This is a genomic window from uncultured Sphingomonas sp. (assembly GCF_913776855.1).
Classification (GTDB): domain Bacteria; phylum Pseudomonadota; class Alphaproteobacteria; order Sphingomonadales; family Sphingomonadaceae; genus Sphingomonas.
In genome coordinates this window covers 33,744-56,520 of the sequence record NZ_CAJYQD010000031.1, presented here as the reverse complement: position 1 = coordinate 56,520, position 22,777 = coordinate 33,744, and the positions used below count along the sequence as shown (strand labels likewise).

The window sequence follows — 22,777 nt, the reverse complement described above, 5'->3', positions numbered from 1 at the left end:
AACAGCGATGTGGATCGCAGTGGCATTGATCCAGGCGGCGGTGCCGGTCGCCAGCGTCGACGACGATCTGCGCTGCACCGCCATCCTGTCGCAACAGCTGGAGGCGGCAGGTGAGGGTGAACGCGGGCCGATCACTGCCGCAATGATGTATTTTGTCGGGCGTATTCAGGGGGCTGCGCCCATGACCGACATTCCGGAAGCTGTGGATAAGTTGCGGAAAACGCCGTCGACCAAGGCGCAGACCGACGCCATCCGCACCGGATGCGCAACCCGCCTGTTGCAGCAGGCGCGGACCTTTGCAGCGATCGATCCGGCAGCCCTGCGCGTCGAAACCGTCGAGTAACCTGCCTGCCTCTGCTTGACTTGGGCAAGGGCGGGGCATAGGTCGAACCACAGCGGTGCCCGGTCCTCGGTGCGCCCGTCCCAGCCGCTTGTGTCCGCTTTTCCTTGCCGACCTTGCCTCTCCATCGCTGATCTGGACCACCCCCCGATGCATCTCAAAGACTTAAAGAAACACGCGCCCGCCGACCTGGTCTCGATGGCCGAGGAGCTGGGCGTCGAAGGCGCGTCGACCATGCGCAAGCAGGACCTGATGTTCGCCATCCTGAAGGCACGTGCCGAGAATGGCGAACAGATCATGGGCGTCGGCACGATCGAAGTGCTGCAGGACGGTTTCGGTTTCCTGCGCAGCCCCGAGGCGAATTACCTTGCCGGGCCGGACGATATCTATGTCTCGCCGAACCAGGTGCGCAAACATGGCCTGCGTACCGGCGATACGGTCGAGGGCGAAGTTCGCGCGCCCAAGGACGGCGAACGCTATTTCGCGCTCAGCAAGCTGGTTTCGGTCAATTTCGACGATCCCGATGCGGTTCGCCACCGGGTCAATTTCGATAATCTGACGCCGCTCTATCCCGAACAGAAGCTGACGCTCGACCAGCTGGACCCGACGGTCAAGGACAAGTCGGCGCGGGTGATCGACATCGTGTCGCCGCAGGGCAAAGGCCAGCGCACGCTGATCGTCGCCCCGCCGCGCGTCGGCAAGACCGTCATGTTGCAGAACATGGCGAAGGCGATCACCGACAATCACCCCGAAGTGTTCCTGATCGTCCTGCTGATCGACGAACGCCCCGAAGAAGTGACCGACATGCAGCGTAGCGTGAAGGGCGAGGTCGTCTCCTCGACCTTCGACGAACCGGCGCAGCGTCACGTCCAGGTCGCCGAAATGGTGATCGAGAAGGCCAAGCGGCTGGTCGAACACAAGAAGGACGTCGTGATCCTGCTCGACAGCATCACGCGTCTGGGCCGTGCCTACAACACGGTCGTGCCGTCGTCGGGCAAGGTGCTGACCGGCGGTGTCGATGCGAACGCATTGCAGCGGCCGAAGCGCTTCTTCGGTGCGGCGCGCAATATCGAGGAGGGCGGCTCGCTGTCGATCATCGCCACCGCGCTGATCGATACCGGCAGCCGCATGGACGAGGTGATCTTCGAAGAGTTCAAGGGCACCGGCAACTCCGAAATCGTCCTCGACCGCAAGGTCGCCGACAAGCGCATCTTCCCGGCGCTGGACGTGGGCAAGTCGGGTACCCGCAAGGAAGAGCTGCTGGTCGACAAGACCAAGCTCAGCAAGATGTGGGTCCTGCGCCGCATCCTGATGCAGATGGGCACGATCGACGCGATGGAGTTCCTGCTCGACAAGATGAAGAATTCGAAGACCAACGAGGACTTCTTCGACAGCATGAACCAGTGATCGAATGCGCCCTGCGACGTGCCGTCGCAGGAGTCTCATCGATCCGGCCGGCGGGGCAACGCCCCGACCGACGACGCGGGCTTCGCCCGCGTCTACCCCAAACAAACCGCCCGTCTTTCCCACCCGGAGAGGCGGGCGGTGTCGTATCCATCCTGTTCACAAGGCTGTGGATAACTTCGGCCACAGGGCGGCAAAACCCGCGCGCTTATCGCCATCCGCCACTTTTCTCCCTATCGTGCCCGGCGAACCACAGGGGAAACCACCCATGAAGATCAACGTCGAAGTCGATTGCACGCCGGAGGAAGCGCGCCGCGCGATGGGCCTGCCTGATTTCACGCCGGTCCATGAACGCTATGTCGCGATGCTGACCGAGACAATGGAAAAGGGGGCCAGCCCCGAATTGCTGGACCAGATGATGAAGAGCTGGGCGCCGATGGGCGAGGCCGGCATGACCTTCTGGCGCAAGATGTTCGAGACGGCGGGCCGTGGTGGCTGACACGATCTTTGCGGTGTCGAGCGGGCGTCCGCCCGCCGCCATCGCCGTGCTGCGGTTGTCGGGCGCGGGGGCGCTGGACGCCGCGACCCGGTTGGCGGGAAGCCTGCCCCCACCGCGCCGTGCCGCCGTGCGGGCGTTGCGCGATCCTGTGGATAACCGGTTGCTCGATCGGGCACTGGTGCTGGTGTTTCCCGGACCGGCGACGGCGACCGGCGAGGATCTGGTCGAGCTGCACCTGCATGGTGGCCGTGCGGTCGTAGCGAGTGTCGAACGTGCGCTGGCGAGGCTGCCCGGACTGCGCGCTGCCGAACCGGGGGAGTTCACCAGGCGTGCGCTGGCGCATGGCCGTATCGACCTGACCGAAGCGGAGGGGCTGGGTGACCTGTTGTCGGCCGAGACCGAGGCGCAGCGACAGATGGCATTGGCCAACAGCGACGGCCGGTTGCGGCGGGCAGTGGCGGAATGGACCGCGACCGCGACGCGATTGTCGGCGGTGGTAGAGGCGGTGCTGGACCATGCCGACGAAGACGATGTGGATGTGGGCAACGACGTGCTGGCCGGGGTTCGGGTACAGGCGGACGAACTGGCGCACGTGATCGGCGCTGTGCTGGCCGTCCCGCCCGTCGAGCGATTGCGCGACGGTATCCGCGTGGTGCTGGCCGGGCCGCCCAATGCGGGCAAGTCTACCCTGCTCAACGCGCTGGTCGGACGGGACGCAGCGATCGTTTCACCGGTGGCGGGGACGACGCGCGATGTGATCGAGATTCCGGTGACGCGCGACGGGGTGGCGTGGCTGTTCCTCGATACCGCTGGACTGCGCGACGATAGCGACGATCCGATCGAGCGGATCGGCATCGACCGGGCGACCGGATCGATCGCGGCAGCGGATGTGGTGTTGTGGCTGGGTGACGAAGCGCCGCCACGGACCGATCGGATCGTCGCGGTCTATCCACGGTCGGACATACGCCCGGCAGATCATGCTCGCGAACGGATCGCGGTGTCGGCGGCGACGGGAGCGGGAATGGCAGCGGTCTGGAGCGCACTGGGTCAGGAAGCGGCGTCGCTGTTGCCGAAGGTGGATGAACTGTCGCTCAACCGACGCCAGGCGCATCATGCGGGTACCGCTGCCGCCGCGCTAGGACGTGCCGCAAGGCAGGACGATCCGCTGTTGCTGGCCGAGGAATTGCGCTATGCGGTGCAGGCATTCGCGGCATTGACCGGGATGCGCGCGACCGAGGCGGTTCTCGACGATCTGTTCGGTCGCTTCTGTATCGGCAAATAATGTTCCACGTGGAACCACGAACAGCATGACCTATGATGTAGTGATCGTCGGTGGCGGCCATGCCGGTACCGAAGCAGCCGCGGCAGCGGTACGGCGCGGCGCGACCACGCTGCTGATCGATTTCGACCCCGGTCGGATCGGCGCGATGTCGTGCAACCCCGCGATCGGGGGCTTGGGCAAGGGTCATATCGTTCGCGAGATCGATGCGCTCGACGGGCTGATGGCGCGGGCGGCGGATGCTGCGGCGATCCACCATCGGATGCTCAACCGGTCGAAGGGGTCGGCGGTGCAGGGACCGCGGGTTCAGGCGGATCGCGTTCGCTATGCGGCGGCGGTGCGGTCGCTGCTGGCGCATCCGAAGCTGACCGTACTGGGCGGCGATACCGTGGCGCTGACGACGGCGGGTGATCGAGTAACCGGGGTCGAACTGGCCGATGGCAGCCGGATCGATGCGCGGACCGTTGTGCTGGCCACAGGGACGTTCCTCGGCGGAACGATGTTCCGGGGGGACGAGCGCGCCATCGGCGGGCGGGTCGGCGAACGCGCGGCGACGCGGTTGGGGCAACAGCTGCGTGACCTGTCGTTGCCGATCGCCCGATTGAAGACCGGTACGCCGCCGCGCCTTAACGGACGGACGATCGACTGGGCATCGCTGCCCGAGCAACCGTCGGACGACGATGTGTGGACGATGTCGCCGCTGTCCGATCCGGCCCGGCGCCTGCCGCAGCTCGCCTGCGCCATTGCGCGCACGACGGCGGAAACGCACGACATCATCCGCGCCGGACTGGACCGCTCGCCGCTGTTCAGCGGATCGATCGAGGGGCGGGGGCCGCGTTATTGCCCGTCGATCGAGGACAAGGTGCATCGCTTCGGCGACCGTGACGGACATCAGATCTTTCTCGAACCCGAAGGGCTGGATACGCATCTCGTCTATCCCAACGGGGTATCGACTTCGCTGCCGACCGATGTGCAGTTGGCGATGCTGCGCAGCGTCGCCGGGCTGGAGCGGGTCGAGATCGTCACGCCGGGTTATGCCGTCGAATATGACTATATCGACCCGCGCGCATTGTCCGCGACGCTCGGCCTGCGGGCGCTCGGCGGGCTGTATTTCGCCGGGCAGATCAACGGTACGACCGGATATGAGGAAGCGGGCGGGCAGGGATTGGTCGCCGGCGCCAATGCGGCGGGGGAAGCGCTGGGCCTCGACCCGCTGATCCTGTCGCGCGAGTCGAGCTATATCGGCGTGATGATCGACGACCTGGTGTTGCAGGGCGTATCCGAACCCTATCGCATGATGACCGCGCGCGCCGAATATCGACTGCGGTTGCGGTCGGACAATGCCGCGACCCGCCTTGGTGCGATCGGTGCTGCGGCCGGATTGCTGTCGGTGCAGCGTCAGGCGTTCAACGCCGTACGGGACGAGAAGCGTGCGACGTTGGCGGAAGCATTGGCGACGCGACATGTCGCGAATACGCTGGCGGCCAGGGGCGCGCCGATCACCGGTACCGATATGCGGAGCGGGGGTGAGTGGCTGCTGGTACCGGGCGTCACGCCACGCCATCTGGGGATCGAGCAACAGGATGACGTGCTGAGCGAGTTGATCGAGGATGCGCGCTATGCCCCGTATCTGGAACGCCAGGCGGCCGAACTCGCGGCGGCGCGGGTCGATCATGTCGCGTTGCCGGTCGACTTTGCCTATGGCGCGGTACCCGGCCTGTCGAACGAGATGGTCGAACGGCTGACGTCGGCCGCGCCGGAAACGCTGGCGGCGGCGGGTCGTATCCAGGGGGTTACGCCGGCGGCGCTGGTGGCGATCTTGCTGCATTATCGCGGTGGGAAGCTGGCGGCATGAGCGAACAGGACGCACGCGACTGGATCGAGGCGCGGTTCGGCGCGGACCGTACCGCGCTGCTCGCGCAATTTGCCGAGCGGATCGTCGCCGAAACCGCCAACCAGAACCTGATCGCGGCATCGACCATCGATCATATCTGGGAACGGCATCTGCTCGATTCCGCGCAGCTGGTACCGCTGGCCGAGCCAGCCGGGGCCGGGGACTGGATCGATATCGGATCGGGCGCGGGCTTCCCCGGCATCGTCGCGGCAATCCTGACCGATCGTCGGGTGGTGCTGGTCGAACCGCGTGCGCGACGCGCGATGTTGCTGGGCGAGATGGCGGCGGATCTGGGGCTGGCGAACGTCGTCGTCCATCAGGCAAAGATCGAGAAATTGCCGGCGGATCGCCCGGCGGCGATCATCACCGCACGTGCCGTAGCGCGATTGGCCGCGTTATTTGCGATCGGCCATCGGCATAGCGATCCCGATACGATATGGGTGTTGCCGAAGGGACGTTCCGCCGCCGACGAGCTGGTCGAGGCCAAAGCCGACTGGCGTGGAATGTTTCACGTGGAACATAGCATTACCGATCCGACATCGTCGATCGTGGTCGCCAGGGGAGTGCGCCAAGCATGATTTGCATTGCCATCGCGAACCAGAAGGGGGGCGTCGGCAAGACCACCACGGCGATCAACGTCGGTACGGCGCTCGCCGCAACCGGGCTGGAGGTGTTGATCCTCGACCTCGATCCGCAGGGTAATGCGTCGACCGGGCTGGGCATCGGTCGCAACGACCGCGAACATTCGACCTACGACCTCCTGGTCGGCGACCTGATGCTGAACGAGGCGGCGATCGCGACGAAGGTGCCGCGCCTGTCGATCGTGCCGGCGACGGTCGACCTGTCCGGTGCCGAGATCGAATTGATCGAGTTCGACGTGCGCACCCATCGGCTGGACCGCGTGGTCGAGGCGAGCGGGGGGCGGTGGGACGTGATCCTGATCGATTGTCCGCCGTCGTTGGGATTGCTGACCATTAACGCGATGGTAGCAAGCCATGCGCTGTTGGTGCCGCTCCAGTGCGAATTCTTTGCGCTGGAGGGCCTGAGCCAGCTGCTGAGTACCGTCGAGCGGATCCGCGGACGGTTCAATCCGGGGCTGTCGATCCTGGGCGTGGTGTTGACGATGTACGACCGGCGCAACCGGCTGACCGATCAGGTGTCGGACGATGTGCGCGCGGTATTGGGGAAAGTAGTGTTCGATACGGTCATTCCGCGCAATGTTCGCCTGTCCGAGGCGCCGAGCCATGGGATGCCCGCGCTGATCTATGATTATCGCTGCGCCGGTTCCGAAGCCTATATCGCGCTGGCGCGTGAAGTGATCGCGCGGCTGCCTTCGCTGGCGGAGGCGGCATGAGCGAACAGGCGGCACCGCGGCGTCCGCGTATGGGGGGGCTTGGCCGGGGATTGAGTTCGCTGCTGGGCGAACCCGATGGCGAGGCGGCGACCACGCGCGGATCGACCCCGCCCAGCGGCGTGCGGCAACTCCCGGTCACCGCACTGTCGCCGCTACCCGGACAGCCGCGGCGTTTCTTCGATGAATCGGCGCTGGATGAACTGGCGGAATCGATCTCGCATCGCGGGGTGATCCAGCCGATCGTGGTCCGCCCGCATGGCAAGGGGTATCAGATCGTCGCCGGCGAACGGCGCTGGCGTGCGGCGCAGCGGGCGCGGCTGCACGAGGTGCCGGTGGTCGTGCGCGACTTCACCGATGCCGAGACGATGGAAATCGCGCTGGTGGAGAATATCCAGCGCCGCGACCTGACCGCGATCGAGGAAGCCGAGGGCTATCGCCGGCTGATCGATGAATTCGGCCATACCCAGGAAGCACTCGCCAATCTGGTCGCCAAGTCACGCAGCCATGTGACCAACCTGCTCCGCCTGCTCGAACTGCCAAAGCTGATTCAGGACATGGTTGGCGACCAGCGGTTGAGCATGGGCCATGCCCGTGCGCTGATCCATGTACCCGGCGCCGAATCGATCGCAGAAAAGGTGGTGGCAAAGGGGCTGTCGGTCCGCGACGCCGAACGGATGGCACGGCAGGCCCGCGATCCGGAACCAAGACGTGCCCGGACGCCACGCGATCCGGCGATGGCCGGCGGTGGGGAAGATGGTGCGACCGATGCCGATCTACGTGCGCTGGAACGGCAGCTGGGCGATGTGCTGGGGCTGAAGATTCATATCAACCATGGTGAGAAAGGCGGATCGATCACCATCGGCTATTCGACACTCGGCCAGCTCGATATGGTTTGCCAACGGTTAAGCGGCGAGCGCATCTGATACACAAAATTTACGGGTAGGCGCGCAGGGTATGGATATGAACATGCCGATTCGCCCACCGCTGACCGCGGCATCCAGCACCGGATCGAGCGACAGCGTGCCCGCCATCGGCATTCTGCTCGACATTTCCGGTGCGTCGAGCCGCTTGCTGCTCGACATGGACGCGCTGTCGGCGTTTTCGCTGCAGCAGGGACCCCATGCCGAACCGGCGGGGCAGGTCGGTTCACTGGTCAAGCTGCAGATCGGTCGGACCTGGGTCGTGGCCAGCATCCGGTCGACCCGACTGGCCGATGACGGGTCGAACCTGATCGCCGAAGTCGACCTGATGGGTGAGGGCTATGAGCCGGAACCGGGACAGGGGATGCGCGGGTTCCGCCGCGGCGTCACGCGCTATCCGTTGCCGGGATCGCCGGTCCATCCGGTTTCGCGCGACGCGTTGCGCCACATCTATGCGATGCAGGATCGTCCGCACATCACGATCGGTACCGTCCATATGGCGCCCGACCTCAGGGCGGCACTGTATGTCGATCCGCTGCTCGGCAAGCATTTCGCGCTGGTCGGATCGACCGGTACCGGCAAATCGACGTCCGCTGCGCTGATCCTGCACCGGATCTGCGACTTCAGCCCCCATGGCCATGTCGTCGTGATCGATCCGCATGGCGAATATGCCACGGCATTTGCGGACAAGGGCGAACTGCTCGACGCGTCCAACCTGCAACTGCCCTATTGGCTGCTGAACTTTCACGAACATTGCGACATCCTGCTGACGTCCGAAGGATCGGCGCGACAGGTCGAAGCGGATATTCTGGGACGCTGTATCCTGGCGGCGAAGGCCAAGAGCCGGCTGGCGCAGGAGATTCCGCGCCTGACTGTCGATGCGCCGGTCCCGTACCTCCTGTCCGACCTGACCGCGATCCTGCAGGCCGAGATGACCCGGATGGATCGGGGCAGCGACAACGCACCCTATCTGCGGTTGAAGGCGCGGCTGGAGGAAATTCGCGCGGACCCACGCTACGCCTTCATGTTTTCGGGCATGTTGGTTGCCGACACGATGGCCGGTTTCCTGAAACGGGTGTTCCGCCTGCCGGCGCAAGGCAAGCCGATCTCGATCGTCGACGTGTCGGGGGTGCCATCGGAAATTACGTCGGTCGTGGTCGCCGTCCTGTCGCGACTAGTGTTCGACTTTGCGATCTGGTCACGCGGGGAAATGCCCAAGCCGGTGCTGCTGGTGTGCGAGGAAGCGCATCGCTACGTCCCGAACGAGCGGGCCGGATCGGGATCGTCGGCGGCCGGCATTCTCAGCCGCATCGCCAAGGAAGGCCGCAAATATGGCGTGTCGCTGGGCCTCATTACCCAGCGCCCGTCCGATCTGGCCGAAGGGGTGCTGTCGCAATGCGGCACCATCCTGACGATGCGGTTGAACAACGAACGCGATCAGGCCTTTGTCCGTGCAGCGATGCCGGAGGATGCGCGCGGGTTTCTCGATGCGATTCCTGCGCTGCGCAATCGCGAATGCATCATCGTCGGCGAAGGGGTCGCAACACCGATCCGGGTGTCGTTCGACATGCTCGAAGCGTCGCGCTGCCCGGCCTCCACCTCGCCATCCTTTACCGAGATGTGGCAGCAGGAGGGCGGCGAGGACGCGATGGTCGACCGCACCATCCGCCGCTGGCGCACCCAGGGTCGCTGACCCACGCCGCTGCGACGGCGGGCTGTCGGGGGAGGGGGGCACTTTGGGAAACCCGGCCGTTGCCGGGATGGCGTCCGGTCCGGCCTTAACGCGCTGCGACGCCCATCAACTGCCCGACATGCTGGCGGAAACGGGCCAGTTCGTCGCCCTGCAATTGCTGCACCGTCGCGAATGCTACCGAGCGCGGGTTGACCGGCACGCCGTTCTTCCACAGCTCGTAGTGCAGATGCGGGCCGGTCGACAGGCCGGTCGAGCCGACATAGCCGATGACCTGCCCCTTCGACACGCGGTTCCCTGCGCCGACGATGATCCGACTCATATGGCCATAGCCGGTGGCCAGGCCGCCGCCATGGTCGAGCTTTACGAAGTTGCCATAGCCGCCGTGCCACCCGGCGCTGACCACGCGGCCATCGGTGGTGGCACGGATCGGGCTGCCATAGGCGGCGGCGAAGTCCATGCCCTTGTGCAACCGGCGAAAGCCCAGCACGGGATGGACGCGCCAGCCGAAATTCGAGGAAATGCGCGCCGCCACCGGCCACATCATCGTGCCCTTGCGTTCGCCCACGCCCTTGGGATCGAGCCATTCGGTGCGGCTGCCGTCCTGCCAGCGGACCAGCCGGACATCCCGGCGCCCGTTTAGCCCGGCGTAGAGCAGCTGGCCGAGTTGCACCTCGCCGGTGGCGGCGCGTGCCTGTTCGACGATCAGGTCGAAGCCGTCGTCCTGCCCGACCTGACCCATGGGGACGAGGCCGGAGACGGTGCGGATATAGGTTTCGACCGCCTTGGCCGGTGCGCCGGCGGCGCGGGCGGCACGGTACAGGCTGGCACCGACCCGGCCCCGAATGCGCAGCGGAGTATGGTCGATCGCGATCGGCTTTGCGTCAAGGCGCAGCGTCCCGCCGTCGCGGACGACGGCGAGCGCGAGATCGAACCTTGCGCGAAAGGCGAGGTGTTCAAGCGGTCGTGGCTGCGACGGGGTGTCGCGACGGCCAAGCGTGATGTCGAGCCGGGTACCGGGGGCCAGTTCCGCCGGATCGACCCGGCTGGCGACCATCGCCGCGACCTGCCGTGCCTCCGCCGCGCCGACACCGGTGCGTTCGAGCGCGCTGGCGATCCCGCTGCCCAGTGTCGCCGTCGCTTCGACGATCGGACGTTCGGGGGTGTTGGCAAGCGGGACGACCCGCGACGTGGCGGCGAGCCGCATTCCGCTGGTCCCGCCCAGCGCGCTGGCGCCGAACGACAGGCTGCGCGCCTCGTCGAGTGCAGTGCCATCGAGGGGAGCGGGAACCGCGCTCAGGATCGGGCGATCCCATGACGGCGACAGTGCCCAAACGCCGGCGCACAGCGCGGTACAGGTGGCCAGCCCCCGCCACCAGTCGCGCGATCCGATCGCGGCGCCAAGGTCGGGGGTCCAGTCGAACGATTCGATCTGGCCACGCCACGCGGCAGCGCGGGCAGGCGCGGAAAGGACCGGGGCGCGCCCGAAGCGCAATGCGCTGGTGCCGCCCGCCAGTTCCAGTCCGTGATCGGTGCGCAGGAACACGCCCAGCCCCCATGATGGCCGCCCGACCCGGCCCAGTCTCCTCCCCCTGTGAAGCCAAATATTTAAAGTCAAATGAACCACACGAGGCACGCAAGAGCGTGCGACAGGGCGTGGCATGGCTGCGACCGGGCGAAACCTTTCAGGGAACCCGCGAAACCCGTTGCACCCGGACCCGCCAGCCCCGATGTTGCATCCGATGAGCCAGTTCGCGCGTAGCCCGGTCACGGCAGTGCTGGGGCCGACCAATACCGGCAAGACCTATCTCGCGATCGAGCGGATGTGCGGTCATGCCTCCGGGATGATCGGTTTCCCGTTGCGGCTGCTGGCGCGTGAGAATTACGACCGCGTCGTCGCGATGAAGGGCGTGGAGAATGTCGCGCTGGTGACGGGCGAGGAACGCATCATCCCGCCCAAGGCACGCTGGTTCCTGTGTACCGCCGAATCGATGCCGTTGGAGCGCGAGACGGCGTTTGTCGCGCTGGACGAGGCACAGTTGGGCGCCGACCCGGAACGCGGCCATGTCTTCACCGACCGGCTGCTGCGCGCGCGGGGGCGCGAGGAGACGATGATCCTTGGGTCGGATTCGCTCAAGCCCATGGTCCGCGCGCTGGTGAAGGATGCGGAAATCATCTCGCGTCCGCGCTTTTCGACGCTCAGCTACGCCGGCGCGCGCAAACTGTCGCGCCTGCCGAAGCGGTCGGCGATCGTCGCCTTCTCGTCCGAAGAGGTCTATGCGGTTGCCGAGGCGATCCGCCGGATGCGCGGCGGGGCTGCGGTGGTGATGGGGGCGCTGAGCCCACGCACCCGCAACGCACAGGTCGCAATGTTCCAGTCGGGGGAGGTCGATTACCTGGTCGCGACCGATGCGATCGGCATGGGGCTGAACCTCGACGTCGCGCATGTCGCCTTTGCTTCGCTGCGCAAGTTCGACGGGCGGCGGCAGCGGCGCCTGACCGTTGCCGAAATGGCCCAGATCGCCGGCCGTGCCGGGCGGCACCATCGCGACGGCACGTTCGGCGCGCTGGTCGAGGAAGGGCCGAACGCCTTCACGCCGGAGGAGCTGCTGGCGATCGAGGGGCATCATGTCCCGCCGCTGGAGCGACTCTACTGGCGTAGCGGCGAGCCGGATTTCTCGAGCATCGACGCGCTGATCGAAAGCCTGGAACAGCGGCCGAGCCATCCGGTGCTGACCGCCGCGCCGGAAGCGATCGACCTGATCGTCCTCAAGCGGCTGGCCGAGGAGGATTGGGTTCGTACGCGCACGCGGTCGCCGATGATGGTGCGGCGGCTCTGGTCGGCTTGTGGCCTGCCCGATTTCCGCAAGCTGGGACCGGACCCGCACAGCCGGTTCGTCGGGCGCGTCTTCAGCCATTTGAGCGAGGGGGCGGGGCATATCCCGCACCAATGGTTCGCCGACGAATTGCAACGGCTGGACCAGATGAACGGCGATGTCGAAACGATCGCCGGTCGGATCGCGGCGGCGCGCAGCTGGGCCTATATCGCCCACCGTGCCGACTGGCTGCTCGATCCCGAACATTGGGCGGCGCGCACGCGGGGTGTCGAGGAAAAGCTGTCCGATGCACTCCACGACCGGCTGCGCCAGCGCTTCGTCGATCAGCGGACGACGGTGCTGTTGCGGCGGATCGGGGCGGGGGCGGCGGACCTGCCGGTCGATGTCGCCGCCGATGGTGCGGTCAGCGTCGATGGCCATGCGTTGGGCAGGCTGACCGGGTTCCGGTTCGAAGTTTCGTCCGACACGCGCGTCGCCGACAAGCGGTTGTTGATCGCGGCGGCGGAAAAAGGGCTGGCGAGCGAGTTGCGCACGCGCGGCGCCGAGCTGATCGCAGCGGCGGATACCGAACTGGCGCTGGCGGCCGAGCCGGGTACCGTGCCGGAGATTTGGTGGAACGGTCTGGTCGTCGCGACACTGACCGGCGGTACGACGCTCGACCGGCCGGTGGTGACGCTCGACCGCAGCCTGCACGTCCTCGACCGGGCGGCGCAGGGCGAGGTGCGCGAGCGGTTGGCGGGGTGGGTACAGGGCGACGTGGCCCGGCGCGCACCGACGCTCGGCGCATTGGCGGCACTGGCGCGCGATCCGGCGGCGAGCGGTGCGTTGCGCGCGGTCGCGGCGGCGTTGACCGAGGTCGGCGGGATCGCCCCGCGCGACGGATTCGACGCGATGCTGCTTCCCCTGACCGGCGACGACCGGCGGCGGCTGCGCAAGGCAGGCGTGGTGATCGGTGCGCTCGACCTGTTCGATGCGCGGCTGTTCAAGCCCGCCGCGGCGCGGTGGCGGGCGGCATTGCTGGCGGCGCGCGATGGCCATCCGGTCGAAGCGCTGGCACCGACCGGCGCGACGGTATTGCCGGTCGGGCAGGGGGCGTGGGGGTTCCGCCGTTTCGGACCGCAGGCGGTGCGCGTCGACCTGATCGAACGACTGGCACAGGCGGCGCATGACGCGCGCAATGGGCACGCCCCGTTCGCCCCCGATCCGGCGCTGGCGGTATCGATGGGGTTGAAGGCGGAGACGATTACGCGGCTGATGGCGAAGCTGGGCTTTCGCCAGAGTGCGCCGGTGGGCGATGTACCGCACTGGCGGTGGGCGCCTGCGCGGCGGCGGGCGGCGGTGCAGATGCCGCGACCGGTGGCGCGGCCGGGCAATGCCTTTGCCGCGCTCGCCGACCTGGGCTTCGAGCGCTGATGGCGGCGCGCGCGCCGGAACCCGTGCCGCACCTGCGGCTCGACCTGTTCCTGTGGTATGCGCGCTTTGCCAAGACCCGCAGCGCAGCACAGGCGATTGCGGAGAAGGGGACGCTGCGTATCGACGGTCGTCGGATCGAACGAGCACACTGCCCGGTTCGCATCGGCATGGTCATCGCGTTTCCGCAAGGAAGCCGCGTGCATATCCTGCGGGTGGAGGCGCTGCCGATCCGTCGCGGACCGCCTGCCGAGGCGCAATTGCTCTATACGCTGCTGGAACCGAGTGGGTCCGGCCCCGTTGACGGGGGCGACGACCCGTCATAACGCGGGTGCGATCGATTTCTCGGAGTTTGGACGGACCCATGACCTACGTCGTCACCGACGCCTGCATCCGCTGCAAATATATGGACTGCGTCGAGGTGTGTCCGGTCGACTGCTTCTATGAAGGCGAGAATATGCTCGTCATCAACCCGAGCGAGTGCATCGACTGCGGCGTGTGCGAACCGGAATGCCCGGCCGAAGCGATCCTGCCCGACACCGAAAGCGGGCTGGAACAGTGGCTGGAGCTGAACAACACCTATTCGGCGCAGTGGCCCAACGTCACCCGCAACGCCAACCAGACCCCGCCCGATGCCGACAAGTGGAAGGGTGTCGAGAACAAGATCGAGCATTTCTCGGCCGAACCAGGCGCGGGCGACTGATCGATCCGACCACGTTCCACGTGAAACAAGGGCCGGGCCGCACCAGCGGTTCCGGCCGTTCGGCTTTGCGCTGGTAATTTTGTTGCCGGGCTGCTATAATCGCGTGTGACGGCGGCAGTTTCATGCCCCGCCCGGAGATCACCTTTAGCAACGTCCCACGTCGCCAACCTGCCGCCGCCGAACCCCAGCGCTGGCAGGAATCGATGTTTTCGGGACGGCGACCACGGAAAGGTTACCAATGGCTGCCAAGGCATTGTCCTTCGATGTCGGCGATTATGTCGTGTACCCCAAGCACGGTGTTGGCCGTGTGATTGAACTCCAGCGCAGTGAGATCGCTGGAATGCAGCTCGAACTCTATGTGCTGCGCTTCGAAAAGGAACGCATGACCCTGCGCGTTCCGACCAACAAGGCGGAAAGCGTCGGGATGCGCAAGCTGTCGTCGGACAAGACGATGCGCGAGGCGATGGAAACGCTGAAGGGCAAGCCCAAGGTCAAGCGCACCATGTGGTCGCGCCGCGCCCAGGAATATGAAGCGAAGATCAATTCGGGCGACCTAGTGTCAATCGCCGAAGTGGTCCGCGACCTGTTCCGTGCCGACTACCAGCCCGAGCAGAGCTATTCCGAACGCCAGATTTTCGAAGCGGCGGCCAGCCGCCTCGCCCGCGAACTGGCGGCGATGGAGCAGGTCGACGAGCCGAAGGCACTGGAGCGGATCATCGAGATCCTGCGCGATGCTGCGGCGATCTATAACAAGGAAAAGACCGCCGCCTGATCGGGCGAACGATCTGGACCGAATGAACGGGGCGGCCGGCAACGGTCGCCCCTTTTTCGTGCGGCGACTTGTCAGGGGCGCGGGGACGCGGGATGCAGGGCGGATGATCGCTTCGCTGCTCGCCACCGTCCTGCTCGCCCCGGCCGCTGCCGCACCGACGCCTCCTGCGCAGGAGGCGGAGCGCCGGCTGATGCTGACCGGGTTCGACCGGGTGCAGGTCGACGGCCCGTTCACCGTCCGCGTGGCGGCGGGATCGGCGATCGGCGGGCGGGTGACGGGTGCGTCGCGCGCACTGGACGCGGTGGATGTCCGGGTCGAGGGGCAGACGCTGATCGTCGCCCCGGCGCGCGACGATCGCGGCCGCCCCGACGCGGCATCGATCGAACCGCTTGTGGTCGAGCTGACCAACGATCGGCTGAAGGGCATCGCGCTAAGAGGGCCGGCACGGGTGCGGGTCGAGCGGATGGTCGGGGCGCAGGTCGACCTGTCGCTGACCGGCGACGGATCGATCGAGGTCGGGGCGATCGATGCCGGGCGGATCGATGCGATGCTGATCGGGTCGGGGCGGCTGATGCTGGCGGGGCGCGGCGGGGATGCACAGTTCCTGATCAACGGTCCCGGCACGGTGGATGCGGCCGCGCTGTCGATCGATGCACTGCTGGTACAGTCCCAAGGGACCGGCACCGGCCATTATCGTGCGCGCTACACCGCCGAGGTCAATGCCCAAGGGTCCGGCATGGTAACCGTCGACGGCACGCCGCGCTGCCGGACGCAGGGGAGCGCCACGATCCGCTGCGGATAGCCGGGGCGGGGCCACCGGCTATCCGCGCCCGATCAGGCCGGTTCGCGTTCCAGCGTCGGATAGTCGGTATAGCCTTCGGCCCCGTGCGAGTACCACGTGGCCATCTCGTCCTTCGTGAGCGTGGCCCCCCGTTCCAGCCGATGCGGCAGGTCGGGATTGGCAAGGAACGGCCGGCCAAAGGCGATCGCGTCGGCGACCCCGCCATCCAGTTCGGCCTGTGCCTTTGCGCCGTCATAGTCCTGGTTGAGGACCAGCGGCCCGGCAAAGACCTTGCGGATGTCGGGCGAGACGCGCGGTTGCGTCGCGCTGCCGAACGTGCCGTCGGGGCCGGGTTCGCGCAGTTCGAGGAAGCCGATCCCCTTGTCCGACAGCAACTTCGCAGCCGGCACGAACACCGATGCCGGATCGCTGTCGATCACGCCCTGCGTATCGCCATTGGGCGAGAAGCGGACCGAGGTACGCCCGGCACCGACTTCGGCGATCAGCCGGTCGACGACCTCGCCCAGCAGGCGGATGCGGTTTTCCGGGCTGCCGCCATAATCATCGTCGCGCTGGTTTGCGCCGTCGCGCAGGAACTGGTCGATCAGATAGCCATTGGCGGCGTGCAGCTGCACCCCATCAAAGCCGGCAGCCTTGGCATTGCGTGCGGCCAGCGAATAATCGTCGAGGACGCGGGCAATGTCGTCCAGCGTCGCGGCGCGGGCCTGCTCATACGGCTTCTTGCCGTCATAGGTGTGCGCCTTGCCCGGCGCGGTGGTTGCCGACGACGACAGCGGCGCGGCACCACCCAGATAATCGGGGTGAACGACCCGGCCCATATGCCACAACTGGGTCACGATCCGTCCGCCGGCGGCATGGACGGCGGCGGTTACGGGCTTCCATGCCTCTACCTGCTCGTCGGTCCACAGGCCTGGCGCAAACGGCCAGCCCAGCCCTTCGCGGCTGATTCCGGTGCCTTCGGAAATGAGCAGGCCGGCAGAGGCGCGCTGCGCATAATAGTCCGCCATGATCGCGGTCGGCACATGCTCCCGCGTGCCGCGCCCGCGGGTCAGCGGGGCCATCAATACGCGGTTCGGTGCCTGGATATCCCCCAGCGTGATGGGGTCGAACAGACTGGGCATAAAATGAAAACTCCTGTGCCATGGGGAAATGCAGGCGACGCCGGAAAGATAGGGCGGTAGGAGGCCCCATGCAGCCGGTATCGTCTGAAACAAATATTATGCCGCCCCCAAGAACGCCGCGCAGCGCGATCGTTGCCGTCATTATCGCCAATATCGCGCTGGCATTCGGACCATGGTTCGTCCGGCTGGCCGATACCGGGCCGGTGGCCGCCGGTTTCTGGCGGATCGCACTGGCGCTGCCGGTGCTGCTCGCTGCGGCGGCGTGGACCGACCGGCGGGGAATGCTGCCCACCCGGACCCTGTGGTTGCCGTTGCTGGTAGGCGGCCTCGCCTTCGCCGTCGATCTGGGATCGTGGCACATCGGTATCCGTCGGACGACGCTAGCCAACGCCACCTTGTTCGGGAACTGCGCGGTACTGATCTTTCCGCTGTACGGCTTCATTGCCATGCGCCGCTGGCCGACCCGTGCGCAGGGTCTGGCGCTGCTGCTGGCCGCAGTGGGGGGTATGCTGCTGCTGGGCCGGTCCGCCGAATTATCGTCGCGGCATCTGGCAGGCGACCTGTTCTGCCTGCTCGCCGGGGTCCTGTACGCGGTCTATTTCATCGCGATGCGCGGCGTGCGGCGGACGATGGCACCGCTGCCCGCGCTCGCCTTGTCGAGTGTCGCCGGTGTGGTGCCGCTGCTGTTGTTCGCGCTCGCGTTGGGCGAGACGATCCTGCCGGAACGATGGGGGCCGCTGTTCGCGCTGGCGCTGGTCAGCCAGATCGCGGGGCAGGGCTTGATGATCTATGCGCTGGGCCACCTCAGCCCGCTGGTCGTCGGCCTTGCGCTGCTGGTCCAGCCGCTGGTCGGCGCGACGATCGGCTGGCTGGCCTATGGCGAGCGGCTGGGGCCGATGGATGCGGTGGGCGGGGTGCTGGTGGCGGCGGCGCTGGTCATCGTCAGCGCGCGCCGTACCCCCGACAGATAGCGATCAGGCGACGCCGGCGCGGCCCAGATCGACCAGCGCCTCGCCGAAGCGGGCGATATCGCCCGGTGCGAAGCCGGCAATGTTGATCCGGCCAGACCCGGCCATGTAGATGCCGTGCGTCGCGCGCAGCCATTCGATCTGCGCCGGATTCAGCGGCAGCGTGGCGAACATGCCCTTGCCGCGGGCCAGCGGGGCGAGATCGACCGATCCGCACTGGCCCAGCGCCGCCAGTTCGGCGCGCAGCCCCTGCAACCGGGTACGCAGCGCATCCAGTTCGCCGCGCCAGTCGGCGGCAAGCTGTTCGTTCTCCAGCACGATCCGCACCGCCGCCGCGCCATGATCGGGCGGCATCGACCAGTTGGCGCGGGCCAGCGCCAGCAGGTTCGACAGCACGATGTCGCGTGCTTCAGCGTCGGGAGCAGTCGCCCACAGCGCGCCGGTGCGTTCGCGATACAGCCCGAAATTCTTGTCGCACGAATAGGCGACAATCGCGAACGGCACCGCATCCAGCACGGTGCGCGTGCCGGCGGCGTCGGTATCCATGTCGTCGCCCAGCCCCTGATAGGCGAGGTCGACGAACGGGACCAGGCGGCTGTCGGCGATGGCATCGGCGATCGCCCGCCATTCCGCCGGGGTCGGATCGATCCCGGTCGGGTTGTGGCAGCAGCCGTGCAGCAGGATGGCGTCGCCCGCCTCCGCCTGGCCGATCGCCGCGCGGATCGCGGGCAGGTCGATGGTCTGCGCCGCCATGTCGAACATGGCATGGGGTACGACGACGATCCCGGCCGCGGCAAAGACCGGCGCATGGTTGGCCCAGCTCGGCTGCCCGACCAGGATGCGGCGCACACCGGCCTTCGCCAGCAGTTCCGCACCCAGCCGCAATGCGCCGGTACCGCCCGGCGTCTGCAACCCGCAGCGACGATCGGCCGGGAAGCCGTTTCCGAACACCAGCGGTTCGAGCAAAGCGACAAAGCCCTTGTCGCCCTCCGGCCCCAGATAGGCCTTGCTGTCCTGCGTCGCGATCAGGCGCATTTCGGCCTGCTTCACCGCCTGCATCACCGGGGTATGGCCATGATCGTCGCGAAAGACGCCGACACCCAGGTCGATCTTGTGCGCTCGAGGATCGGCCCGGAACGCCCCGATCAGGCGAAGCAGGGAATCGGCGGGCTGGGCGACCAGCGAACGGAACGGCATGGAAACTCCCGGAGACGGCGTGAATGCCCGCCTATAGGCCGATCGGTTCGGCCAGGGGCAGGGGAAATCCTATCTCCGGGAAAGGAATGCTGTCGCCGTGTCGGTTCGATCACATGTCCGCCAGGTAACGCTCCAGATCGTCGCTGCCCCCGATCCGCTTGCCATCGATGAAGACCTGCGGCGTGGTGTCGACGCCCTGTTCCGCCTTGAACGCGTCCACCTCCTCGCGGCTGCGCAGGATGCGGTCGTCGACCGTGAAGTCGGCCGATTGCAGCAGCTGCTTCGCCTTCACCCCGAACGGGCAGATATGGTCGGGCAGGACCATGCGATAGAGCGTCGCGTTGCGGGGGTCGGCCATGGGAGTTCCTCTTGTCACGGGATAGCGCAGGCATAGCGTATCGCGCGGGCGGGGGTTCCGCCGTTGCCGTTTGGTTGTACGCGCCCTAGCTAGGGACCATGATGGACGATGCGATGGCCCCGCTGGCACCTGCCGACCTGACGCTCGACGAATTGCGTGTCGCGCTCGCGCCGCTGGTCGCCGCCAATGCCGCGTTCGACGGCTGGAACGACAAGGCGGTGGAGGCTGCCGCGCAGACGTTCGGCGCGGATGCCGATGTCGCGCGGCTCGCCTTTTCGGGCGGGGCGGTCGAGATGATCGATGCGTGGTTCGCCGAGGTCGATCGCCGGATGATCGAGACGGTAAGCGCGGACGCACTGGCCGCGATGAAGATTCGCGAACGGATCACCGCATTGGTCGAGGCGCGGCTGGCGGCGGTCGCGGGTGAACGGGAAGCGCTGCGTCGTGCGCTGGCGATCCTGGCGATGCCGCAGAATGTCGCGCGGGCGACGAAGCTCGGCTGGCGAACGGTCGACCTGATGTGGCGGTTGGCGGGCGATAGCGCGACCGATTACAACCATTATACCAAGCGGGCGATGCTGGGGGCGGTGTACGGCAGCACCATCGCGGTGTTCCTCGACGACGAAAGCGGCGGCCATGCCGACACGCGTGCCTTTCTGGCGCGGCGGATCGACGGGATCATGCGCTTCGAAAAGCTGAAGGGCCGTATCCTGTCGTCGCGCGATCCCGAACGGCGATTGAGCCTGTCGCGATTCATCGGGCGGTTGCGCTACCCGGCGGTCTGACGCCGTGCGCATCGGGCAAAGAATCCGCTTCCCTTGGCCGGGGCTTATTGCTAATTAGTCGCAATGTTGTCGCCCAATCTGCACCTTACCCAGCTGCCCCGCACCTGCCGGGCGACGGTCGCATCGATCGATTGGGAGGGCATGTCGCCAGGGGAAGCGCGTCGCCTGCGCGAATTCGGCCTTGATGAGGGGGTCGACATCGAACTGCTGCATCGCGCGATGCTGTCGGGCGGGCCGCTGGCCTGCCGCATCGGGCGGATGACGGTTGCGCTGCGCGCGCATGTCGCTGGCGCGATCCGCGTCGCGCCGATGGCGGGCTGACGGCACCTTCACGTGAACGCTGCACCTCTGGTCGCGCTGGTCGGCAATCCCAATGCCGGCAAGACGGCGCTGTTCAATGCGCTGACCGGTGCGCGGCAGAAGGTCGGCAATTATCCGGGCGTGACTGTGGAGCGCCATTCGGGGCGCCTCGCGCTCGACGACGGACGGCCGATCGAACTGGTCGACCTGCCCGGCACCTACAGCCTCGATCCCTCCAGCCCCGACGAAGCGGTCACCCGCGACGTGGTGCTGGGACGGCAGGTGGGGGAGCGGGTGCCCGACGCGCTGATCGTCGTCGCCGACGCCACCAATCTCGACAATCACCTGCGCTTCGTCCTCCAGCTGAAATCACTGGGGCGGCCGATGGTGCTGGCGCTGAACATGATCGACATGGCGACGCGCGACGGGTTGCAGATCGACCTGGGCACCCTGTCCGCCGAACTCGGCCTGCCGGTCGTGGCCACCGTCGCGGTGCGCAAGCGCGGGCTGGACGAACTCCGTGTCGCCCTGGCTGACATTCTTGCCGCCGCACCGGGCACGGTGCCGGTCGAATCGGTCGAATCCGACATCCGCCATTTCCAGCGCGAGGCGCGCCGCATCTCCCGCGCCGCGACCGTCGAACAGCCGCGGATGCGCGCCGTCACGCGCGGGTTGGACCGGGTGGCGCTGCATCCGGTGGTCGGGCCGATCCTGCTGCTCGCGATCCTGTTCGTGATGTTCCAGGCGGTGTTCAGCTGGTCCGAAGCACCGATCGGCTGGATCGAGGGATTGCAGGCGTGGCTGGCCGATCAGGCAACCGCCGCCCTGCCGCCGGGGTTCCTGCGCGACCTGCTGGTGCAGGGCGTCATCAACGGCGTCGGATCGGTCGTGGTGTTCCTGCCGCAGATTTTGATCCTGTTCCTGTTCATCCTGCTGCTGGAAGCATCGGGCTATATGGTGCGGGCCGCGTTCCTGATGGACCGGTTGATGAGCGGAGTCGGCCTGTCGGGCCGCGCGTTCATCCCGCTGCTGTCGTCGTTCGCCTGCGCCATCCCCGGCATCATGGCGACGCGGTCGATCGACGATCCCAAGGAACGGCTGACCACGATCCTGATCGCGCCGCTGATGACCTGTTCGGCACGCCTGCCGGTCTATGCCGTGATTATCGGCGCATTCATTCCGGCACGGACGGTCTTGCCCGGCGTCGGCTTGCAAGGGCTGGTGCTGCTGGTGCTGTACCTGACCGGCATCCTGGGCGCAGTGATCGCCGCGTTCGTGCTGCGCCGGACCGCGACCAAGGGGGTGGGCGGCGGGTTCCTGATGGAAATGCCGCGCTATCAGCTGCCCTCGATCCGCGATATCGCGATCGGGCTGTGGCAGCGTGCCTATGTGTTCCTGCGCCGCGCCGGTACGATCATCCTTCAGGTGACCGTCGCCCTGTGGCTGCTGACCTCCTATCCGGTCGCGCCGGCGGGCGTGAAGCAATCCGAATATTCGATCGCCGGGCGGATCGCGTCGGGGCTGGAGGTCGTGCTGCGGCCGATCGGCTTCAACCATGAAATGTCGCTGGCGGTGATCCCGGCGATGGCCGCGCGCGAGGTCGCCGTGTCGGCGCTGCAGACCGTCTATGCGATCGATGCGGCGGATGAAGAACAGGGTGCGCAGGAACTGGGCGGGCGGCTGCGCGGTCGCTGGAGCCTCGCTACCGCGCTCGCGTTCCTTGCGTGGTTCGTGTTCGCGCCACAATGCCTGTCGACGATCGCGGTCGCCCGGCGAGAGACCAATGGCTGGAAATGGCCGCTGGTGATGATCGGGTATCTCTTCGCGCTGGCCTATGTCGCGGCGGGGGCGACCTATTGGACGGCGGTGGCGTTCGGGCTGGGGTAGGTTTTGCTCGATTGCTCCCCTCCTTGAGAGGTAGGGGAGATCGCCTATTCCTCCCGCTTCGCCCCGTCGAGCAGCGCCTTGCGCCGCGCTTCCTCGCTGTCCTCGACCGCCTTCTCCGCCTTCGTCCGGCCGAACTTGCGGCGATTGGCGTCGGCGTCCTGCGCCCTGGCGGCCTTGTCGCGCGCCTTGCGAAAGCGGTTGAGGTTGATGACGTCACCCATCCCGGTACACTGAACCCTGCCTCCCGTTTCGGCAAC

At 66.9% G+C, this 22,777-nt stretch carries 23 protein-coding genes; 18 read left to right on the top strand and 5 right to left on the bottom strand.

Annotated elements, in window-relative coordinates; all coding sequences use genetic code 11:
- Nucleotides 1-7: 7 nt before the first annotated feature.
- The 9 genes from QZ755_RS08345 (at nt 8) to QZ755_RS08305 (ending at nt 9,383) form a co-directional block, all read left to right on the top strand.
- Nucleotides 8-343, top strand: coding sequence for a hypothetical protein (locus QZ755_RS08345; protein ID WP_294321821.1), 336 nt, complete (start codon nt 8-10; stop codon nt 341-343).
- A 147-nt stretch (nt 344-490) separates the two neighbouring features.
- Nucleotides 491-1,747, top strand: coding sequence for a transcription termination factor Rho (gene rho, locus QZ755_RS08340; RefSeq protein WP_056457730.1), 1,257 nt, complete (start codon nt 491-493; stop codon nt 1,745-1,747).
- Nucleotides 1,748-2,012: 265 nt separating this feature from the next.
- Nucleotides 2,013-2,243, top strand: a complete 231-nt coding sequence (locus tag QZ755_RS08335; protein ID WP_066692592.1) for a DUF6489 family protein — start codon at nt 2,013-2,015, stop codon at nt 2,241-2,243.
- On the top strand, nt 2,236-3,525 hold the full coding sequence (mnmE, locus tag QZ755_RS08330; protein WP_294321817.1) for a tRNA uridine-5-carboxymethylaminomethyl(34) synthesis GTPase MnmE: 1,290 nt from the start codon (nt 2,236-2,238) through the stop codon (nt 3,523-3,525). Before QZ755_RS08335 ends, mnmE begins: the two co-directional genes overlap by 8 nt.
- Nucleotides 3,526-3,550: 25 nt before the next feature.
- Nucleotides 3,551-5,377 carry a tRNA uridine-5-carboxymethylaminomethyl(34) synthesis enzyme MnmG gene (mnmG, locus tag QZ755_RS08325; protein ID WP_294321815.1) on the top strand — a complete coding sequence of 609 codons (1,827 nt, stop codon included), beginning with the start codon at nt 3,551-3,553 and terminating at the stop codon, nt 5,375-5,377.
- A complete protein-coding gene (gene rsmG / locus QZ755_RS08320) occupies nt 5,374-5,994 on the top strand; it encodes a 16S rRNA (guanine(527)-N(7))-methyltransferase RsmG (protein ID WP_294321813.1) in 621 nt (206 codons plus the stop codon). The genes mnmG and rsmG overlap by 4 nt, the downstream gene beginning before the upstream one ends.
- Nucleotides 5,991-6,770, top strand: coding sequence for a ParA family protein (locus QZ755_RS08315; protein ID WP_294321811.1), 780 nt, complete (start codon nt 5,991-5,993; stop codon nt 6,768-6,770). The genes rsmG and QZ755_RS08315 overlap by 4 nt, the downstream gene beginning before the upstream one ends.
- Complete coding sequence (locus QZ755_RS08310) at nt 6,767-7,693, top strand: ParB/RepB/Spo0J family partition protein (protein WP_294321809.1); 927 nt, start codon at nt 6,767-6,769, stop codon at nt 7,691-7,693. The genes QZ755_RS08315 and QZ755_RS08310 overlap by 4 nt, the downstream gene beginning before the upstream one ends.
- Nucleotides 7,694-7,736: 43 nt before the next feature.
- Nucleotides 7,737-9,383: a DUF87 domain-containing protein gene (locus QZ755_RS08305; protein ID WP_294321807.1), complete on the top strand. Its 1,647-nt coding sequence runs from the start codon at nt 7,737-7,739 to the stop codon at nt 9,381-9,383.
- Nucleotides 9,384-9,468: 85 nt separating this feature from the next.
- Here the strand turns inward: QZ755_RS08305 and QZ755_RS08300 are convergent, their stop codons facing one another.
- Entirely contained in the window at nt 9,469-10,926 is a 1,458-nt protein-coding gene (locus tag QZ755_RS08300; RefSeq protein ID WP_294321805.1) for a M23 family metallopeptidase, read from the bottom strand.
- Between the two features lie 196 nt (nt 10,927-11,122).
- On the opposite strand from QZ755_RS08300, the gene QZ755_RS08295 reads away from it, so the two are divergent.
- The 5 genes from QZ755_RS08295 (at nt 11,123) to QZ755_RS08275 (ending at nt 15,904) form a co-directional block, all read left to right on the top strand.
- The gene (locus QZ755_RS08295; protein ID WP_294321804.1) at nt 11,123-13,630 is read left to right on the top strand and encodes a helicase-related protein; all 2,508 of its coding nucleotides are present in this window, start codon (nt 11,123-11,125) and stop codon (nt 13,628-13,630) included.
- Nucleotides 13,630-13,953, top strand: coding sequence for a S4 domain-containing protein (locus tag QZ755_RS08290; RefSeq protein ID WP_294321801.1), 324 nt, complete (start codon nt 13,630-13,632; stop codon nt 13,951-13,953). Before QZ755_RS08295 ends, QZ755_RS08290 begins: the two co-directional genes overlap by 1 nt.
- A 38-nt stretch (nt 13,954-13,991) precedes the next feature.
- Complete coding sequence (gene fdxA, locus QZ755_RS08285) at nt 13,992-14,330, top strand: ferredoxin FdxA (protein WP_055757295.1); 339 nt, start codon at nt 13,992-13,994, stop codon at nt 14,328-14,330.
- A gap of 238 nt (nt 14,331-14,568) precedes the next feature.
- Nucleotides 14,569-15,102, top strand: coding sequence for a CarD family transcriptional regulator (locus QZ755_RS08280; RefSeq protein WP_294321799.1), 534 nt, complete (start codon nt 14,569-14,571; stop codon nt 15,100-15,102).
- A gap of 103 nt (nt 15,103-15,205) precedes the next feature.
- The gene (locus tag QZ755_RS08275; protein WP_294321797.1) at nt 15,206-15,904 is read left to right on the top strand and encodes a DUF2807 domain-containing protein; all 699 of its coding nucleotides are present in this window, start codon (nt 15,206-15,208) and stop codon (nt 15,902-15,904) included.
- Between the two features lie 32 nt (nt 15,905-15,936).
- Here the strand turns inward: QZ755_RS08275 and QZ755_RS08270 are convergent, their stop codons facing one another.
- Nucleotides 15,937-17,025, bottom strand: coding sequence for an alkene reductase (locus QZ755_RS08270; RefSeq protein WP_294321795.1), 1,089 nt, complete (start codon nt 17,023-17,025; stop codon nt 15,937-15,939).
- Between the two features lie 98 nt (nt 17,026-17,123).
- Here QZ755_RS08270 and QZ755_RS08265 point away from each other — a divergent pair, with 98 nt between their 5' ends.
- Nucleotides 17,124-17,996, top strand: coding sequence for a DMT family transporter (locus QZ755_RS08265; protein ID WP_294321793.1), 873 nt, complete (start codon nt 17,124-17,126; stop codon nt 17,994-17,996).
- A 3-nt stretch (nt 17,997-17,999) separates the two neighbouring features.
- Here QZ755_RS08265 and QZ755_RS08260 read toward each other — a convergent pair whose 3' ends face one another.
- Complete coding sequence (locus QZ755_RS08260; RefSeq protein ID WP_294321791.1) at nt 18,000-19,190, bottom strand: amino acid aminotransferase; 1,191 nt, start codon at nt 19,188-19,190, stop codon at nt 18,000-18,002.
- A gap of 109 nt (nt 19,191-19,299) precedes the next feature.
- Nucleotides 19,300-19,548 (bottom strand): glutaredoxin domain-containing protein, encoded by a 249-nt coding sequence (locus QZ755_RS08255; protein WP_294321789.1) that lies wholly within the window; start codon nt 19,546-19,548, stop codon nt 19,300-19,302.
- A gap of 101 nt (nt 19,549-19,649) precedes the next feature.
- Between QZ755_RS08255 and QZ755_RS08250 the strand changes: the two genes are divergently transcribed.
- From QZ755_RS08250 to QZ755_RS08240, 3 genes are all read left to right on the top strand, one after another.
- Nucleotides 19,650-20,333 (top strand): COQ9 family protein, encoded by a 684-nt coding sequence (locus QZ755_RS08250; protein ID WP_294321869.1) that lies wholly within the window; start codon nt 19,650-19,652, stop codon nt 20,331-20,333.
- Between the two features lie 63 nt (nt 20,334-20,396).
- A complete protein-coding gene (locus QZ755_RS08245) occupies nt 20,397-20,654 on the top strand; it encodes a FeoA family protein (protein WP_294321787.1) in 258 nt (85 codons plus the stop codon).
- Nucleotides 20,655-20,666: 12 nt separating this feature from the next.
- Nucleotides 20,667-22,520, top strand: a complete 1,854-nt coding sequence (locus tag QZ755_RS08240; RefSeq protein ID WP_294321785.1) for a ferrous iron transporter B — start codon at nt 20,667-20,669, stop codon at nt 22,518-22,520.
- Nucleotides 22,521-22,564: 44 nt separating this feature from the next.
- Here QZ755_RS08240 and QZ755_RS08235 read toward each other — a convergent pair whose 3' ends face one another.
- On the bottom strand, nt 22,565-22,741 hold the full coding sequence (locus QZ755_RS08235) for a DUF4169 family protein (RefSeq protein ID WP_294321783.1): 177 nt from the start codon (nt 22,739-22,741) through the stop codon (nt 22,565-22,567).
- Between the last annotated feature and the right edge of the window lie 36 nt (nt 22,742-22,777).

Bases quoted from the DNA above. Each gene is read 5' to 3' on its own strand.
- QZ755_RS08275 (WP_294321797.1), top strand. From the start codon at position 15,206: ATGATCGCTTCGCTGCTCGCCACCGTCCTGCTCGCCCCGGCCGCTGCC.
- QZ755_RS08290 (WP_294321801.1), top strand. From the start codon at position 13,630: ATGGCGGCGCGCGCGCCGGAACCCGTGCCGCACCTGCGGCTCGACCTG.
- QZ755_RS08255 (WP_294321789.1), bottom strand. From the start codon at position 19,548: ATGGCCGACCCCCGCAACGCGACGCTCTATCGCATGGTCCTGCCCGAC.
- QZ755_RS08260 (WP_294321791.1), bottom strand. From the start codon at position 19,190: ATGCCGTTCCGTTCGCTGGTCGCCCAGCCCGCCGATTCCCTGCTTCGC.
- QZ755_RS08265 (WP_294321793.1), top strand. From the start codon at position 17,124: ATGCCGCCCCCAAGAACGCCGCGCAGCGCGATCGTTGCCGTCATTATC.
- QZ755_RS08310 (WP_294321809.1), top strand. From the start codon at position 6,767: ATGAGCGAACAGGCGGCACCGCGGCGTCCGCGTATGGGGGGGCTTGGC.
- rsmG (WP_294321813.1), top strand. From the start codon at position 5,374: ATGAGCGAACAGGACGCACGCGACTGGATCGAGGCGCGGTTCGGCGCG.
- QZ755_RS08235 (WP_294321783.1), bottom strand. From the start codon at position 22,741: ATGGGTGACGTCATCAACCTCAACCGCTTTCGCAAGGCGCGCGACAAG.
- QZ755_RS08270 (WP_294321795.1), bottom strand. From the start codon at position 17,025: ATGCCCAGTCTGTTCGACCCCATCACGCTGGGGGATATCCAGGCACCG.
- QZ755_RS08245 (WP_294321787.1), top strand. From the start codon at position 20,397: ATGTTGTCGCCCAATCTGCACCTTACCCAGCTGCCCCGCACCTGCCGG.
- QZ755_RS08250 (WP_294321869.1), top strand. From the start codon at position 19,650: ATGGACGATGCGATGGCCCCGCTGGCACCTGCCGACCTGACGCTCGAC.
- QZ755_RS08335 (WP_066692592.1), top strand. From the start codon at position 2,013: ATGAAGATCAACGTCGAAGTCGATTGCACGCCGGAGGAAGCGCGCCGC.
- QZ755_RS08305 (WP_294321807.1), top strand. From the start codon at position 7,737: ATGCCGATTCGCCCACCGCTGACCGCGGCATCCAGCACCGGATCGAGC.
- fdxA (WP_055757295.1), top strand. From the start codon at position 13,992: ATGACCTACGTCGTCACCGACGCCTGCATCCGCTGCAAATATATGGAC.
- QZ755_RS08315 (WP_294321811.1), top strand. From the start codon at position 5,991: ATGATTTGCATTGCCATCGCGAACCAGAAGGGGGGCGTCGGCAAGACC.
- QZ755_RS08345 (WP_294321821.1), top strand. From the start codon at position 8: ATGTGGATCGCAGTGGCATTGATCCAGGCGGCGGTGCCGGTCGCCAGC.
- QZ755_RS08295 (WP_294321804.1), top strand. From the start codon at position 11,123: ATGAGCCAGTTCGCGCGTAGCCCGGTCACGGCAGTGCTGGGGCCGACC.
- mnmG (WP_294321815.1), top strand. From the start codon at position 3,551: ATGACCTATGATGTAGTGATCGTCGGTGGCGGCCATGCCGGTACCGAA.
- QZ755_RS08280 (WP_294321799.1), top strand. From the start codon at position 14,569: ATGGCTGCCAAGGCATTGTCCTTCGATGTCGGCGATTATGTCGTGTAC.
- rho (WP_056457730.1), top strand. From the start codon at position 491: ATGCATCTCAAAGACTTAAAGAAACACGCGCCCGCCGACCTGGTCTCG.